The organism is Bradyrhizobium sp. WSM4872 (assembly GCF_055811715.1).
Genome location: NZ_JBVVPT010000044.1, coordinates 26,560 through 43,124 on the forward strand (window position 1 = coordinate 26,560; position 16,565 = coordinate 43,124).

The window sequence follows — 16,565 nt, forward strand, 5'->3', positions numbered from 1 at the left end:
GCCGAGGAGGAGAACGACCTCGACGGTGGTCCTCACGATGCCGCCCTCGGATCCATAGGCGTGCAGTTTCGTAGGGCTAGAATGTCCTCAAGTAGTTTTGCGCCCGCCAGCAAGTTCCCCTCGTCTCGGGGCGCGGCCACGATTTGGAGTCCGACCGGCAGGCCGGAACTGGTGAAGCCGCACGGCAGCGACAGCGCCGGACAACAGGCCAGCGTGATCGCTGAGGCAATGGTGAGCCAATCTACATAGTGGTCGAATGTCTTGCCGTTACACTCGGTGACATACCGATTGTCGATCGGAAAAGGTTCGACTACGGTCGCAGGAGACAACAGCAAATCGTATTCCTTGAAGAAGTCCACTGCGCGCGTCATCATCGCCAGCCGTTGTGTCTCGGCGCGCTCGATCTGTTCGACGGTGAGCTTCAAGCCTTCCTCAATATTCCAGATAACCTCTCGCTTGAGTAGATCACGGTGGCTGCGCAGCAGCCCAGCTTTGCTGACTGCGAAATCAAAAGCGCGCAGCACGTGGAAGCATTCCTGGGCTTCACGAAAGTCGGGATGCGCTTCCTCAACGATAACGCCCGCTTCGACCAATCGCGAAGCGGCCCGGCGTGTAATTGCGGCAACTTGGGGATTGACCGGAGTGATGCCGAAGTCGGGCGAATAGGCAACCCGTCGTGGCTTTTTGCCCGATCGGGCGGCCGAAAGGAACGAGTGCGGCAGCTTTGGAAGCGACAGCGGGTCTCCACGATGTTCACCGCTCATCGCGTCCAACATCAGCGCAACATCCTCCACATTGCGGGCCATGGGTCCCGGCACACCAAGGTTACGGTCGACCTTGAACTTCGGTGTGTGCGCAACCCGGCCGATGCTGGGCCGCAGGCCAACCACGCTGCAGAAGCTCGCCGGGTTCCGGAGCGACCCCCCCATATCGGACCCGTGCGCAAGCCACGCCATTCCAGTGGCAAGCGCGACTGCAGCGCCACCGGAGGAGCCGGCCGCCGAGCGCGACGGATTCCATGGATTGAGTGTTGGCCCGAAAACGTCGTTGAAAGTGTTCGCACCGGCTCCGAACTCGGAGGTGTTCGACCGGGCATAGACGAGCGCCCCGCTCTCTTCGAGCCGCTCGACAAGGATATCTGACCGCGCGGGGACGTAGTCCCTGAAGATCAGCGACCCTTGCGTATTGCGTACACCAGCGACGTCGGTGAGATCTTTGATCGGTACGGGCAGACCGGCGAGGAGACCGCGCTCGCTTACTGGCCGCTTCATCAACACCTCAGCGTTCTTCCGGGCGCGATCAAAACACAAGATTGGGAGTGCGTTAACCGCACCGTCAACCTCCGCAATCCGTGCTTCTAGTACACACAGGAGTTCGAGCGGCGATACTTCGCGGGTCGCCAACATTTGAACGACACTGCTGGCCGTATCACGGATTATCTGCTGCACTTTAGAAGCCCCTTCTACCTGCGACCGATCGAATTAAGAAACCGAAATCCAGACAGAAGGTGGTTCGGCGGCGCGTCCCTCGCCACCATTACTTCGACTGCTGACCTGGCAGCAGTTCTGGGCGCACCCATTCGTAAATCCTTGCAGTTGCGCTGTTAGTTGACCGCGGTTGCGGTGACACTACAGCTTCGTTGAGAAGGAATCCGCGCGGAACAAGCCATGCAACGCTCGCATGCTGCTGAGTTGTGCCCGTTGGCGCAGGACTTCCTCTTTGGCGGACCACTTCATTCAGCCAGTTCGGTTTATGATTCTGTTTCACCGAGGCCTTACGAGGGGCGGAGATCTCTTTTTGTATTAAATTGTTCGTGTCGGCTTGCCGAGCTCTCACTCGCCGCACGCTAGATGGCCCGTCTCGTTAAACAGGACCGTCATTGCGGGTTGCCGTTTGAGGGCATCTGCGCGTCCTCTCAACGTCGCGGATGCGCCGATAACCCCCCTTTTTGTTTCGCCAAATTCATGCGGAGCCCGCGAACGTTCAAGCTTAACCGGTCGGTGTCAGCCAAGCGCACGAAAGAGCTCGCGCGGCATAGTACCTGTTAAGCTCATATGCTAATGCGAGGCCGCCCAACGCGATTTCGCAGTATGTTAGGCTCTCAGCTCCTTGGTCATCCGTTCTCCAAGGGCCGAGCCCTCTTGCATCAAGGCCTTCCAGTCAATCGGCCTCTTCAGTGCTGCCCGATCCCGAGAATTAATAAGGATCTCCGCCGCGATATCACCTAGAGCCACGTCAGTCGTCGGTCCGTAGCGGAGCGCTTTCGGCACGGCGAGCATGCCTTGGTCGGAAAGAAGCTGATTGATGTACGCTAGTGCAGCCTCGTTGTTGCGTCCGCCCCGTACGATGTTCGTATAGGAAGTGACGGCGTAGATACCTTCTCGAGCGACAACCGTTTCCAACGGGGTTCCCGATTTCCGTGCCTCATATGCCCGACCCTCCCACAATGTACCGGCTTGCGCCTCACCCTGTGTAAAGGCCTGAAGTTGCGCGACAGAGCTGGGCGGTGTCGCAATAATGTTGTCCTTCGCCGCGGCTATAATTTTGAAGGCTGGATCCATGTTGGCTAATGAGCCACCATTGCCTTCGGCGAGAGCTAGCAAGACCATCCAGCCAGTATAGCCGTTGGCCGGCATTGTCGAAACCTTGCCCTTCAAGTCGGGCCGAGCGATATCCGAGAAGCCCGTGAGCGGGAGCTTGATGGTATTGGCGTTGTACACGGGCACAATCGAAGCAACGCTGAATGGCGCGCCATAATCGCCGAACTCACGATAGCCAGGAAGGACACGGGAAAGATTAGGGGCGTCTGACGGGCCAAAGCTCTCTAGAATGCCTCCCGCAATTGCTTGAGGCATGAGCGGGCTATCCGCCATAAAAAGATCAATATGGGGGGTGGCTTTGTTGGAAATAAGCTTGGCTAAGTCGACGGTGGGGCTCGAAGGGATATATTCGACCTTGAGGCCTGTACTTTCTTCGAGAGGTTTTGCCACGCCCTCAATCAGGGCCTTGTCGTACGTGCCTCCGTAGCCGTTGATTCTTAACGTAACGCCGGCAAATTTTTTCTGCTGAGCGTAGACTGCAGGCGATGAGAATGTCGCCAGAGCCGAGGCAGCACCGAGCGCTAGAAAGTCGCGTTTTTTCATAATTCTCTCCCATACAGTTGCTGGATTGCAAACTTGGCTGCAGTAAATGAGCGCCCAGAATCATCGTACTAGGGGTACAAATCGAATGGCTTCTGGATCAATGGAAATGTCGATCTGCTCACCTTGCTTTGGCTTTTGACCGACGGGAAATTGGGTATCCATGATCAGTTTGCATCCGTGCAGGCGAAGCTGGAGCCGGGTAAGGGAGCCATGATAGTCACTCGCCTCGATCGTCGCGCGATGTGCCGGCTGCCCCGGCAATTCATGCGCCTTCTTGACATTCTCCGGCCGAACGACGGCGGTGGCCTTTCCTGCGTGGCCAGAGATTAGCAAACACAATCCATCATCGGCTTTGAATTCGCCTCCCTCGAGGATCTGTCCATCCAACAGAGAGCATTGTCCGATAAACTCGGCCACGAATCGCGTGGCTGGAGCATCGTAAATCTCCTCTGGGCTACCGATCTGCTCCACCGCGCCCTTGTTCATGACGACGATACGGTCGGCTAGTGTGAGCGCCTCGTCTTGATCGTGGGTTACAAAAAGAGTGGTCGTTTCAAGGCTACGGATGAGGTGGTGGAGATCCTCACGTAGACGTACGCGAAGTTGCGCATCTAGATTGGAGAAGGGTTCGTCTAGCAGGAGAACCTTCGGCTGAAGCGCAAGCGCCCGGGCAAGCGCGACGCGTTGTTGTTGGCCTCCGGAAAGCTCACGCGGGTAGCGGCCGGCGAGATGCTGCAGCTCCACCCGGCTGAGCATGCCCTGAACGCGGTTCAGCCGTTCCTGCCTCTTCATGCCGATATTCACCAGCCCATACTCCACGTTTTTGGCCACAGTCATATGTGGAAAAAGAGCATAGTTTTGGAAGACAATGCCAACGTCGCGCCTATAGGCCGGAACGTGCGTCACACTTCGGCCGTCGATCAGGATATCTCCGCTCGTCGGCGAGACAAACCCAGCCAGCATCCGTAGGCTCGTCGTCTTGCCGCACCCGGACGGGCCGAGAAGACACACCAACTCGCCACGGCGGATTTCAAGCGAAAAGTCGGGTACAACCGTGATTGAGCCGTAGTCTTTCCTGATGTTTCGAAAGGAAACGACCGGTTCGCATTGGAGATCGGGCGCAAGTGCATCTTGAGCAAGTATTTGCATGTTACTTCCTAGACGACAGACCTTGGGCCCGAAATACGATCGGCGATCAAGATGGCCAGCAATGTGAAGACGATCACGACCGAGGATACGGCAGCCACGAGCGGGTCGACTGTTTGTTCAACATATGCCAATACCTGTACGGGAAGCGTGACATTACCTCCGGCGCCTAAGAAAACTGAGAGGTTCACATTTCCGAAGGAAGTAACAAACGCGAACACACCGGCGGAAATGATGCCAGGCACAAGAAGCGGGATCGTCACTGTCCTTAGAACGGTCACGGGCGTTGCACGCAGACTCATTGCGGCCTGCTCCAGATTTCTATCGAACAAAACCATACTCGCAGACAGCGTGCGGACTACGTAAGGCAGCGTCACGACCACGTGTCCGACGAGCAAGCCAAGGAAAGTTTGACTTATGCCAATCCAGACTTGCATTTGCATCAATCCCAAGCCGAGGACCACGGCTGGGATCAGCAGCGGAGAAAGCATGAAACCTCGTATGAGTCCTCGCCCCCGAAAGTTGTGTCGCTCGATCCCGAATGCCGCCGCGAAACCAAACAGAAGGGATAGCACTGTCGCGAGCGCGGCCACTTTCAGACTTAGAGTCAGCGAGTCGATGAAAAGTGAACTCTCCCAGAAAGCGTAATACCAACGGAGGGAGAAGCCAGTCGGCGGAAACCGCATCGCGTCGCCCGATGTAAAAGAAGTCGCGACGACGATAACCGCAGGAAGTATCAGCGTGAGGTATACACAGACGCGAAGAAACCTGCCGGCCCCCGCTAGAAGTCGATCCATAATATCATCGAACATGAAGGCCCCTCGTGAGAGGGCGGATGATGGTGGCATTCAGGGCTGCCATGAGTCCGAACCCTATAGCGAACAGAATGAAGGCCATCGCGGCTCCAAATGGCCAGTTCGATGTGCTGAGGATTTGATCATAAACAAAGCCCCCAATCATTTGCGCACGAGGTCCACCAACTAGCCGGGGAGTGACAAAAGCAGAAACGGCCATGACGAAGATCAGAGACAATCCGGCCATTATTCCTGGAGTTGAGAGAGGGATAATCACCTTTATGAACGTACGCGCGCGACTTGCACGCAGACTCGTCGACGCCTGCTCGAGAACGGGATCTATTTGCATGACGACATTCATGACCGAAAGGATCATGAATGGGAGGAATTGCTGAATTAGAACGACGACGACAGCTGTGCGATTGAACAATAGCTGCTGCGGACTAGAGATAATTCCCAACCACATTAGGATATTGTTCACCAACCCCTGTCGACCCAGGAGCACCAACCAGCCAAACACAACAATCACCAGACTTAAGGTGAGAGGTACGATCACCATCAGCATTCGCAGGCGACGCTGATGTGGGGGGTGGCGTGCGAGGGAATAACCGACAGGAAAACCAAGGACTAAGCATCCAAGACAAACAATGACTGCGTAGCTCACTGTTTCACCAAGCACTGATAGGTAGAGCGAGTTTCCGAAGAATTTCTCGTACTGAGCGAGAGAGTAGCCCTCCGCGCCCATTGTTGTGCTACCGGAAAAGAAGCTTATTCGCAGGACGATGCCAGCCGGAATAAGCAGAAAAGCGGTCAGGGTGAGCAATGCCGGCGCCAAGAATAGCATCCAGGTGTTTTTCTCAGTTTCCGATTCAGCTGTAGACGAGCTCATCGCTTTCACCGAAGAAGTTTGTTGACCCAGACTCGATCCGTCATCCGCCGGACGGGAAATCAGCAGGAAACTCTAGCGCGCTTCTTTGGAATCCCGTCTCCGTTTCCGATCGTCGAAAGGTAGCCCGAGGAGGCGATGGAAAGATGTAAACTTGTGCTGTTTGACGCATAATAACTGCGCGCAGTCGGGGAAGCGAGACGAATTTCAACATAAATTACACCCTGAGCGCCCGTTGGCTAGTGGTGCCCTACCCTGCAACGGGGCTCGAATGAAATTCACGGCCAATCACTGGACCTCTCGGTTCTCCGGGAGATGGCACGCGCGGGCCCCAGGGCGGAAAAGGTTTCGGCGAAGTGTTTGTACGTTTTGAAGCCGGACGCGGCCAGTTGCACATGGACTCGTGGCGCGGATCTGACCGTTTTAGACCCCGCGGGCTTCAAGTCCGCCATATGTCGCTACTGGTAAGCGGGCGACGCACTAACCAGCACCGCTCCGCGAGATCATCATGGGAATGGGTGCGGCATTGGCTATGCGCAATGCATCTGAGCGAAAGCGATCTGTATCCCTTGTTTGGTGCCTCCCTAACTCTTGTTTGACTCTTGTTTGAAATTCGGCTCCGCATGTCTGCATATGCACAAACGCTTCGTTTCACGGAGCACGGCTGTCGAACCACATGATGGACGGGACGCAGAAGACGGGCGCTCTGTTAGGCCGATCGACCAGAGAGTCCTTTATTGACCAAGGGCCGGCGATGGAAGAGAGAATGACCAAAGACCCGGCGTTACCAAGACCCTGAGGGGTCAGGAACGCTGAGCTTACGGGATGGCATCGCCTCCGGCGGCAACATCGACGCTCCGTCATGTTCGATTCGCACTTCAGTCACTGAGCAAGGGATGATGGCTCCTCCGACGCACTGATCCGTCGGCTGGCGCAACGGCCTCGAATGCTTCCGAAAAAGCGCGTTACATGGGAAATATTGCAGCTTTTCTGCGCCAGCCCGCTGCTCGTCGATGCGATCTCTCGATCTCAGTCTGCTATTGAAACGTGGCCTTCAGCTCGGTACAGCGGCAGATCACCATGGAAAAAATCGCGAACAGCTTGCTTTCCGCCACCGAACAGGACGCCATAATCGGGACGCGTCATGCAATGCATTGCGAGCCTGAGCTTTCAAACGATGAATGGAAGACACAGCAACGGATCCGTGACACTCTGAAGAGATTCGGACTGAACTGCCCCAAGACATTTCACAAGACCGGTCTTTACGTTGACATTCAGGGATTGGCCTCCGGGCCGCAGCGTTCCATCGCTATTCGCGGCGACATCGATGCATTGCCAATCCAGGAAGCTCGAGATGATTTGCGATATCGTTCGCAAGTTCCGGGCGTTATGCATGCCTGCGGACACGATATGCACGCGTCAATCGCATTGGGCACCGCCCTCGCATTCCATAGGATTCGCGCGAGTTTTTCTGGCAAGCTTCGCGTGTTTTTTCAGCCTGCTGAGGAGGCAGAGCCGCTCGGTGGCCGTTCAGTTGCCGAGGAAGGGTTACTCCGAGGGTTTGACGCTGCCGTCGGCTTTCACGTGAAAACTGATTTGCCCGCGGGAATGTATGGCGCACGCACTGGCGCAGTGACCAAGTCGGCCGACCAGTTTGAGCTCAAATTGATCGGGACCATGGCTCATGGGGCTAAGCCGCACGCCGGCGTGGACGCAATTGCGATGGCAGGGGCATTTATCAATGAAGTGCAAAAGATCGTATCGCGGGAGATGCCCTTCGAGGATGGAGCGATCATCACGATTGGTACGATCGCAGGAGGGGAGGCGACAAACATCATTTGCCCTTCCGTCTGCATGACCGGGACAATCAGAACGAGCGGTGCAGAGCGTAGAACGCTTCTGATTCAGCGCGTTCGAGAGATTGCCGAAGGCGTGGCGGCCATGCATCGAGGCAAAGCAGAATTTTCCTGCAAGCTTGGGGAGCCGCCTGTCATCAATGATGCTGAAATGGTCGAACGGTTTCGGCGGCTCGTCGTTGAAACGGTGGGCGAAGATAAGTTTTCTGACAAGAAGTCTCCGACCGCCGGCGGCGGCAGTGATGACTTCGGTTTCTATTCCGCCTGCGTGCCTTCGATCTATTTCTGGTTTGGCAGCGAGGAACGCGGCAATGAGTCTGGCGTGCACACGCCGACTTTCGGGGCGTCCGACAACTTGCTCGTTCCAACTACGGAACTCACGATCCGCTACTGCTTGGCAATGCTGAATTCGTGATGGCATCGGGTGTTCATTTCCACCACAAGCGAAGCACTCCGGCGGGATGGCGCTCTGCTCGACACGCCCGCGACGAATGGGAATTCCGCCGAGTGTTCCCGATCTGCTGCACTAACCTTATTGGCTGGTCACAACAAAGCTAGCACGACCAAGCCCTCACGGAAGGAGTTGAACCTATGGCCATGCCCAAGAGCTCGCAGGCGTTCCCCCGATCCGAATATCTGCGAAGATTAACTGAAGTAAAATTGGAAATGAAGCGGCGAGAGATCGACGCGCTGGTGGTTACGACACCCGCCAACATTACCTATCTTTCGGGTTACACATCAAAGTCGGGGTATGTGCCTCAAGGCCTACTCGTGTCTTTAGAAGACGAAGAGCCGACCTTCATTACACGTCGCATGGACGGACCAGCTGCAATTCATCAGATGTTCATCGATCGTAGCCGAGTGATTGGCTACCCGGAAGCGCTCATCGCCAACCCCGATCGGGATGGATACGATGCGATCATCGACTTCCTTTTGGACAAGGGTTTGGGCAATCGAGCGATCGGGCTCGAAGCGAAATTCTTGCCCTCCTTGACTATTGAGAAGTTCAGGCTCAGAGCGACCAAAGCGAGAATTGTCGATTGCACGAACGCGGTTACCTGGATTCGGGGTCTGAAGTCAGATCTCGAAATCGCAATGATGCGTGAAGCCGCCGCCATTAGTGACGCTGGGATGCTTAAAGCGAAAGAAGTCATTCGACCCGGACTGCGTGAAGCCGACGCAGCCGCAGAGATTATTGCAACGCTAGTACGTGGCGCCAATGGAAAGCCAGGAACGGATATCGCGAGCTTTTTCATGTGCTCGACGCCACGTACGTCTACATGCCACATTCGCTGGACCGAGGACATCTTCCGACAGGGATCGCAGATTAACCTCGAATTAAGCGGCGTGCGCCACGGCTATACTTCTCCGTTAATGCGTACCATGTCCATCGGCAGGCCGGCGGACCATCTACGGCGACTGCACGACGGAGAGGTGGCAGGTTTGGAGGCTGCCCTCGCAGCCGCCAAGACGGGTGGCACGTGCAGCGACATCGCAGTGGCCTTCAATGCCACGCTGAAGAAGCATGGTTTTGAGAAGGAATCGCGGTGTGGCTACGCAGTCGGCATCGACTGGACGGAGCCGACGGCGAGCCTGAAGGAAGGTGATATGACGGTTCTCCAGTCAAACATGACGTTTCATCTCATGCTCGGAAACTGGATCAATGAAGATGTCGGTTACGTGATCAGCGAAACTTTTCGCGTCACCGATACGGGCGGCGAATCATTCACCAAGTTGCCGCGTGAACTGTTCGAGATCAATTCCTAGGCAACGCCGTGCCGCGGGCCGAAATCGATCAACGCCCGCGAGCCTCGCATTACTATGCCCGAATGCATAGGCTGCGCCGTAGCGATTGCTCCGTCGGAGCTGGTCAGGTTACGGAGACGGAGCGATGGCGGGACGATCGCCCAGTGACATTGCATATTCGATGTCGTTGGCCCCTTGCGTCGTTGGATTGATGTCGTAGCTGGGTCATGGTCCCTTCCACGATCGCGAGCGCCTGTTGATGATGTCCAGATCGAGCGCCTCAACGTTTGCAGCGGGGTACGTACGAACCGCCCACCAGCCGATTGACCGAGGTTGCCACGACTACCGTCCCAGCGGGACATCGCTAGTCCGGCGGAGCCGGACCAGGAGTGAAAAATCGGATTATGCATCCATCGCTTGCCCAAGTGGAACGCGGTACTGTCGACTCAGATGCAGTGAGGATTGCGACGATCTTCCGGGCAATGGCGACTTTCGCTTTGTTCACGCCGATTCGCTTCCCGACCTTGATGCTCCAGGCATTGAGGCAAGACCATTTCTTCGTTCAGTACAGCAGAACGGTTGCGGCCTCGATTGGGTAAGTTCGTAGAATCGATCGCCCAACGGGATCTCTTGCCGTTGCCGTCAGTTTCGCCAGATTGGATAGGTCGCAGCGTTGATCAGGCTGCGAACCTGATTCTCGATGTCCCGTCGAATGGTCACGAGGCGAAATCGCGCAACGATTATCGCACGAATCTTGTGGCTTTCTTGGCTTTTTGACCTTCACCTCCCGGTACCAAACCAACCGACCCGCAGCAGTTCGGCGAGACCCCGCGCCTCGTTGATCACTCTTGTTCATACGGACCGAGACGGCTGCGAGCGCATGCCGAGGGTCGATACAGACAACGGGAAGATCAACTCTGCGGAGTTCATGCCTAGCCTAGATTCGCCATCGCGCCAGTTTCGAATCCGGTGCGCTCGCCATGAGGCGCATGAAACGAAGCAGGCTGGGCCACGCGCCCGGATCAGAGTCGGCTTTTCCTTCGAAAATTACTTCCCATCTCCCCAACTACGCATATCGTGGTTTCCCCTCTGCGAGACGTCCAGCCCAACGTTTGCTTTATTTAGCTACTCCGAATCGTCTGATTGCGAGAGCTTGACAATAGCTTGGGTCCTTCCTCCCGAGCGTCGGCCGTAATTACGTCATCCTTTGCAAATGTAGCTCTGACTCATATGTGGAACGGCCCGGGCTGCAAGATCCTTTTTCTGGTAGAACAGGGGATGACGGTGCGGTCATATGTTCGGCCTGTGAATGCGGCGCCTGGCCGCTGGCCACGATGATATCCGCGGAAGGCAATCGCCCAATCAATTTCTCGCGCTCGAAGCGCAGTGAGTCAGGCGGTCTGATTGCTACCGGGAATGTGCTCATTTGGGTCCATCCAGATTTGCACCTTGCCTCCTCGGCAGCTTCCTGCTTTCGCCGCAGAGCTCCTAAGATCAGGATTTCGGCATTGTGGTGAGCGCCTGATAGATGGCGCCTCTGATCAGCAAGGCCCGGATGGTGCGGCCAATCTCGTTGGCGAGCGCCACAGATCCGACGTTGACCGGCTCTTTGCAGCATGGTCCGAATCCAGAGCGGGAGTTTCAAGCCTCGTTTAGCCAGATTGATGATTGAGGTCGCACAAAGATCAAGAACGTCCGTAGCTGCCGATTCCCACGCGTTGTTGTCGCCCCGAGCCTTTCTTTCCCGCCGCTCGATTGTGACGTCGGTGTTAGCCCCCTCCAGGTCGCAATAATCTAGTGCGGTCGCAAAACCGCGAAGACCGATGTCCGAACAGTAGCGGAGGGGCCGAGACCGGGAATGCTCATTAGACGCCTCGCATCGGGGTCCTTTCTGACCGCAACCAAAATGCCTCACTCGAGCTTCTCTATGCGGTTGTAGGCAGCTCAATCTGTTCGGCGAATCGGTCAGGGCAAAGCAGGCGGCGCCGGGGATCCTCTTGTCGCTTCGTCCCGGAGAAGCACCAGGAGTTTTGCGATGCTTGCCATGTGCCTATGCCGGCGAATACGTTGAAACGAAAACGAAGCTCGCGCTTTGGTCACGCAGTGTCTGTAAATGATAGCTGGTGTATTCGGATTGAACTCGAATTGACAGTGTCTCGGGCGCAAGCAGGTTGCCCCGAGTGAAGGCGTGGATCGGTTGAGTGACTTCGGAGCAGTATGCGGCAAAAGCTGCTGTTGTGCTCTGGCGCGCCAAGCGACGGGCGCGCCAGAAGTGGCAGTTGCGAATCCCCGACAAGTTCGTGGCTCAGCGGAGCCGGATGCTCCCGCCAGCACGCACGGGTCGAGGAAGGTCTGCATGCAACCGCGTCAACTCGATCAGGCGCTCCTGCACGGGATCTTGCACGGGACCGCTCCGCCCATTACCTGCGGCGACATGCAGGAGCATCTGCTCGCCCGTGGCGACGGGCGCGTCATCACCATCCCGAGCGAGCACGTGGAAAAGGTGGAGGCGCTTGCTATCTGCTCCGAGAATCTGCGTCAGCACCTGGACGCGGTCGCCAGCGTGTAGTTCACCGAGGTGCGCCAGGTGGGTCTCAACCGTGTAGTAACTACCGTGCTTTGAGCGATACTCGCCCTCGATCCCGATGTGAGCGAGTAGGTTGTCGGTAGCCAGGCCGAGGATATACAGATACCGGCTCTCGGTAATGTGGCCGTTGTAATCGACCCAATCAGAGGGCATTTGCAGGGTCCGCATCCGCAGTGGACCGGAACTTCTGTCAAGCTTGGGCGCGCGCTTACACAGCCCCTCTTCCCAGCGTGCGAGCGCGTTGCCGGCGCCGTACTTATGGGAGCGCAGTCCTTGCAGCACGGCCACTATACGGTCGTCGCGTTGCTCTTCAAGTGTCCCAAATGAAAAGGCCTCGTCTCGCGACTCTGCCTGTTCAGCAAGTTTGTCGAGAAAGGCGTCTGTTAGCTCTGGGACATCAGCGAGCGTCGTGCATGGCTGCTTCAGCAAAGGCCCCCATTGCTTCAAGTAGCGGCGCAGTCCCGCTCCACCTCCACCTATGAGGAAGGGACCATTGATGGCCCGCCCTAGACCCAAAGAATAGCTGACGGCGTCATCCACCTCCTGTTCGGTTGCCACATCGTCGTGAACTAGCCACAACGCCTCGCGCCACAGGGCTTCCTGCAGCCGGTTTGCAATAAAGCCGTCGATCTCTTTGCGGACCACAAGCGGGTGCATCCCGATGGCTCGGAAGATTTCCGCCGCGCGATCTAGCATTTCGGGCGCGGTCCTCTGCCCGGCGCAAAGTTCGACAAGCGGCAGCATGTACACTGGGTAGAATGGGTGAGCGACGAGAAAGCGTGCGGGGTGCTGCATCTTTGCCTGAAGCAGAGACGGGCGCAGGCTCGAAGTCGACGAGCAGATCAGGATCTCCGGTGCCGTCACTTGATCAGCAGCGGCCAGCAACTCCTGTTTGAGCTCTAAGCATTCCGGCGAAGACTCTTGGACTAGTTCCGCGCCTTGAACCGCGACCGCGATCGAGTGAGCCGACGTCAGCGAACCCTCAGGCGGCAGGGGCGCGAGCGTCAACCGCCGAAATGCCCGACGCGCGTTCGCGACCTGCTCCTGAACACGCTCGAGGGCCCCAGTGGCCGGATCGTGCAGCCGCACGTCAACTCCGTTAAGAACGAACCGTGCGGCCCACCCGCCACCGATCGCACCTCCTCCCAGCAGCGCGACTGCCTTAGGTAGCCTCTCCGACATGGCCTCGGCCGTCTTGGAGATCATTAGTGAGTTCTTATTCATAGACTTGAAGGCCGAGCTTCTCGCGCACCTGACGTGGGCCCATTACCCGCACTCCCATCCTCTCGAGAATTTGCACCGCCGCATGGACGAGTTGGGCGTTGGTCGCCAACTGCCCTCGCGATAGATATAAATTGTCCTCCAGCCCCACTCGCACGTTTGCGCCCGCCAGCGCCGCCGCCGCGACATACGGAAGCTGCATCCGACCGATCGAAAAGGCAGAATAGACTGAGTGCGGCGGCAGGCCATTGACCATGGCTGTCAGTGTCGTCAAGTCGTCTGGCGCTCCATAGGGAATTCCCATGCAAAGCTGAATCAGCGGTTGCTTGATCAGCCCTTCCTTGACCAAGTCGCGCGCGATCCACATATGGCCGGTATCGAACACCTCGAGTTCTGGAAGCACTCCGATCTGCTGCAAGCGGGCGGCCATCCTCCTCAGCGTCGGGAAGGTATTAACCATTACGTACTCGGCAGCACCAAAATTCATGGACCCGCAGTCCAGGGTGCAGATCTCCGGGCGCAACTCTTCCACATGCACCAGTCGCTCGAGGGCTCCCACCATGTCTGATCGCGGGCTTGGCGGCATAGGCGCGTCAGGCCCGCCCAGGATCAGGTCGCCGCCCATCCCTGTCGTCAGGTTGATCACTGGATTGACATCGGAGTTCCGAATGCGCTCCACAACTTCCCGATAGAGCGCCGGATCCCGCGATCCCTGGCGGGTCCGGGGATCACGCACGTGAAGGTGCACGACGGCCGCTCCCGCCTGCGCTGCCTCGATCGCTGAGTTCGCGATCTGCTCCGGGGTCACCGGTACATGCGGACTACGCTCCACGTTCGACCCGCTACCTGTGACTGCACAGGTTATGAACACCTCAGAAATCATCCTACCCTTCTCCTCCCCTTCAAAAATCTGCTTGCCCGACCGAGCTTCACCGTGCGGACCCGGCTCAAAGGATTACAGCAGAACAAGATCCGGATTTTAGTGATAAGGCCGCTCGCCGAGTAGAAATTCTGCGCCCCGTCGCGAGCAGGCGACGCTTTTGCTCTCGAGCAATCAAAGTACGATGAACGGTCCAAACGTTACGCGCCGATAGGCTGGACAGCCTTGTCATCCCATTTCGCCTTGTGCTCGAGGTCGACCAAGTTGAAACACATGCCGAAGCAGCTGCGTCGTGGCGACTAGGATGACGGTTAGCGCCAGGCAAACCCAATCAGTGCCTTCTTCTGGATGATGAATTTGCGAACCACCTAGTGTCAACTCCCGCGGCCTGCTTGGCCTCTCGTTGACCTACTTCGCGAGCCACGCGTTGAAGCGAGCGCGGAGTTCGTCATGTCTATCAGCCCAGAAGGTGTTATCGAAAAAGAACGCATTGGTCATGCGGTTGGGCGCTTTGGGCAGATACGGCAGGACGGTCGTACCCACGAGGGCAATAGCTTCTTTGTTAATCGGCCCCTAGGGATATAACCTGTCAAGTCGGCCTGCGCCTGAGGCGCAACGGCCAACGCGAGGAACTTGTAGGCATTCGCCAACCAGGCGGTACCGTTTGGAATTGCCCAGGCTGACGACCCAAGCCCTAACCATCCCACAGGATCGCGAAGTGCTTACCGGCATTCTTCGCATGATAGATCCTGCTCGTGGGGGGCTTTGCCCATAATGACTTACCCCCGCCGGCGATGAGCCGAACCGACTGGGCGGTATACTGCCATCAGATCACATACTTCTTGATTGTGCCGAAGGTACACAGCGATGATCAGCTACGCGGCGAGCGCTTCCGCCACGTTCGCCATGGCCCCTCGATTTCGCCTGTCGAAGTCGTGTGAAATGTGAGTCCTTTCGGCTATGCCTCCACACTAATGCCATCCGCCAGTGAATCACAATGCTGGTCGGTACCGATCATCTTGTGGTTCGTCCGTTGAATGCGGCGAGGAGAAAGCAAACCTCCTCGCCGCTACATCATTCGAGGCTACTTTGCGAGCCACGCATTAAAGCGCTGGCGTAGTTCGTCGTTTTTCTCACTCCAGAAGACGGGATCCTGCAGGACTGCATTATCAATGTGGTCCGGCGCATTAGGAAGGTTGGGCAACACCGCCGGATCGATGAGTGCCATTGCGTCCTTGTTGGCGGGTCCGTAGGCGGTGAGGTTCATTACGTCGGCCTGGGCCCGGGGCGAACCGGCGAAGGCGATGAATTTGTAGGCTTCGTCTAGCCGCGAGGTGCCTTTGGGAATTACCCAGGCAACACCATTCAGCATCGCCGCATCCCACATGATCTCGAAATGCTTCCCGGAATTCTTAACGGCATCATAGATACGGCCGTTATAGGCAGCAGTCATGATAACTTGGCCATCGGCTAGAAGCTGCGGAGCCTGTGCGCCAGTCTCCCACCAAACAACGTCCCTCTTAATCGTGTCGAGCTTCTCAAATGCGCGATCTACTCCCGCAGGCGTGCTGAGGACCTTGTAGACGTCCTTGATTGCCACACCATCGGCGATCAACGCCCATTCCAGATTAATTGCCGCCCCTTTCCATAGTCCTCTTTTGCCGGGATATTTCTGCAGATCGAATAGGTCGGCGATTCTCTTTGGGCCATTCGGCAGCCTATCCTTGTCATAAGTTATTACTGTCGCTGAAGTTGAATCCGGCAACCCACATTCATTCGTGTCGGCTCCCATGAACTTGGCCCTGTCGAGGCCTAACGTTTTCCAGTCTAGCGTCTCGATGACGCCGTCCGCGCACAATCGAATGGCTGCTCCAGTAGTGACGAAGACTACGTCCCAGCTTACGGTCTTGGTCTGGACCATGGCGCGGATTTTGGAAACGCTGTAATCGTACTCGTCTCCAGTGATGTTAATCCCGGTCGCCTTCGAGAACGGCTCGAAGAGAACTTTGCGCTGGACCTGCTGAAACGCGCCACCTCCCGAGGTGACCGTGAGATGATCACCGGCAAAAGCTAGTTTCGGCGCGAATATGGCCGCTCCCGTTACGGCCAGAGCACTGGCGGCTCTCAAAAACTCCCTCATCTTCTGCTCTCTCCCTATTGTGCCGCTCCGATGGAAGCAGCGTTCCTGAAGTCCTCGCCCGCTTGTTTGCGGGTCGCCTTGGCCGCCGTTACGGCGCGTTGAGCGCCCGGCAATCCTCGGTTTTCCACCCGATGGTGATCTCCGCACCAAGCTCGACTTGTGCCGA

At 57.0% G+C, this 16,565-nt stretch carries 11 protein-coding genes and 1 pseudogene; 2 read left to right on the plus strand and 10 right to left on the minus strand.

The genetic code is table 11. The features are described 5' to 3' along the window. Nucleotides 1–32: 32 nt before the first annotated feature. The 5 genes from AC0L3C_RS34095 to AC0L3C_RS34115 all read right to left on the minus strand — a co-directional run bounded on the left by AC0L3C_RS34095 (nt 33) and on the right by AC0L3C_RS34115 (nt 5,972). A complete protein-coding gene (locus tag AC0L3C_RS34095; RefSeq protein WP_473410192.1) occupies nt 33–1,406 on the minus strand; it encodes an amidase in 1,374 nt (457 codons plus the stop codon). 687 nt (nt 1,407–2,093) lie between these two features. Next, complete coding sequence (locus AC0L3C_RS34100; protein WP_473410183.1) at nt 2,094–3,143, minus strand: extracellular solute-binding protein; 1,050 nt, start codon at nt 3,141–3,143, stop codon at nt 2,094–2,096. A 60-nt stretch (nt 3,144–3,203) separates the two neighbouring features. After that, nucleotides 3,204–4,292 (minus strand): ABC transporter ATP-binding protein, encoded by a 1,089-nt coding sequence (locus tag AC0L3C_RS34105; RefSeq protein ID WP_473410184.1) that lies wholly within the window; start codon nt 4,290–4,292, stop codon nt 3,204–3,206. An 8-nt stretch (nt 4,293–4,300) separates the two neighbouring features. After that, nucleotides 4,301–5,101, minus strand: a complete 801-nt coding sequence (locus AC0L3C_RS34110; protein ID WP_473410185.1) for an ABC transporter permease — start codon at nt 5,099–5,101, stop codon at nt 4,301–4,303. Next, a complete protein-coding gene (locus AC0L3C_RS34115) occupies nt 5,091–5,972 on the minus strand; it encodes an ABC transporter permease (RefSeq protein ID WP_473410186.1) in 882 nt (293 codons plus the stop codon). The genes AC0L3C_RS34110 and AC0L3C_RS34115 overlap by 11 nt, the downstream gene beginning before the upstream one ends. Nucleotides 5,973–7,049: 1,077 nt before the next feature. On the opposite strand from AC0L3C_RS34115, the gene AC0L3C_RS34120 reads away from it, so the two are divergent. Together AC0L3C_RS34120 and AC0L3C_RS34125 are read left to right on the plus strand one after the other, a co-directional pair. Further along, the gene (locus AC0L3C_RS34120; protein WP_473410187.1) at nt 7,050–8,240 is read left to right on the plus strand and encodes a M20 family metallopeptidase; all 1,191 of its coding nucleotides are present in this window, start codon (nt 7,050–7,052) and stop codon (nt 8,238–8,240) included. A 176-nt stretch (nt 8,241–8,416) separates the two neighbouring features. After that, nucleotides 8,417–9,592: a M24 family metallopeptidase gene (locus AC0L3C_RS34125; protein WP_473410188.1), complete on the plus strand. Its 1,176-nt coding sequence runs from the start codon at nt 8,417–8,419 to the stop codon at nt 9,590–9,592. Nucleotides 9,593–9,935: 343 nt separating this feature from the next. Here the strand turns inward: AC0L3C_RS34125 and AC0L3C_RS34130 are convergent. The 5 genes and pseudogenes from AC0L3C_RS34130 to AC0L3C_RS34150 all read right to left on the minus strand — a co-directional run bounded on the left by AC0L3C_RS34130 (nt 9,936) and on the right by AC0L3C_RS34150 (nt 16,399). Further along, nucleotides 9,936–10,675 (minus strand): annotated as a pseudogene (locus tag AC0L3C_RS34130) (IS110 family transposase). Between the two features lie 537 nt (nt 10,676–11,212). Beyond that, nucleotides 11,213–11,365 (minus strand): transposase, encoded by a 153-nt coding sequence (locus AC0L3C_RS34135; RefSeq protein WP_473410193.1) that lies wholly within the window; start codon nt 11,363–11,365, stop codon nt 11,213–11,215. A gap of 511 nt (nt 11,366–11,876) precedes the next feature. Continuing rightward, entirely contained in the window at nt 11,877–13,364 is a 1,488-nt protein-coding gene (locus AC0L3C_RS34140) for a 3-hydroxyacyl-CoA dehydrogenase NAD-binding domain-containing protein (RefSeq protein ID WP_473410189.1), read from the minus strand. 10 nt (nt 13,365–13,374) lie between these two features. After that, nucleotides 13,375–14,262, minus strand: a complete 888-nt coding sequence (locus AC0L3C_RS34145; protein ID WP_473410190.1) for a beta-keto acid cleavage family enzyme — start codon at nt 14,260–14,262, stop codon at nt 13,375–13,377. Nucleotides 14,263–15,343: 1,081 nt separating this feature from the next. Continuing rightward, nucleotides 15,344–16,399, minus strand: coding sequence for an ABC transporter substrate-binding protein (locus AC0L3C_RS34150; RefSeq protein ID WP_473410191.1), 1,056 nt, complete (start codon nt 16,397–16,399; stop codon nt 15,344–15,346). Nucleotides 16,400–16,565 lie beyond the last annotated feature (166 nt).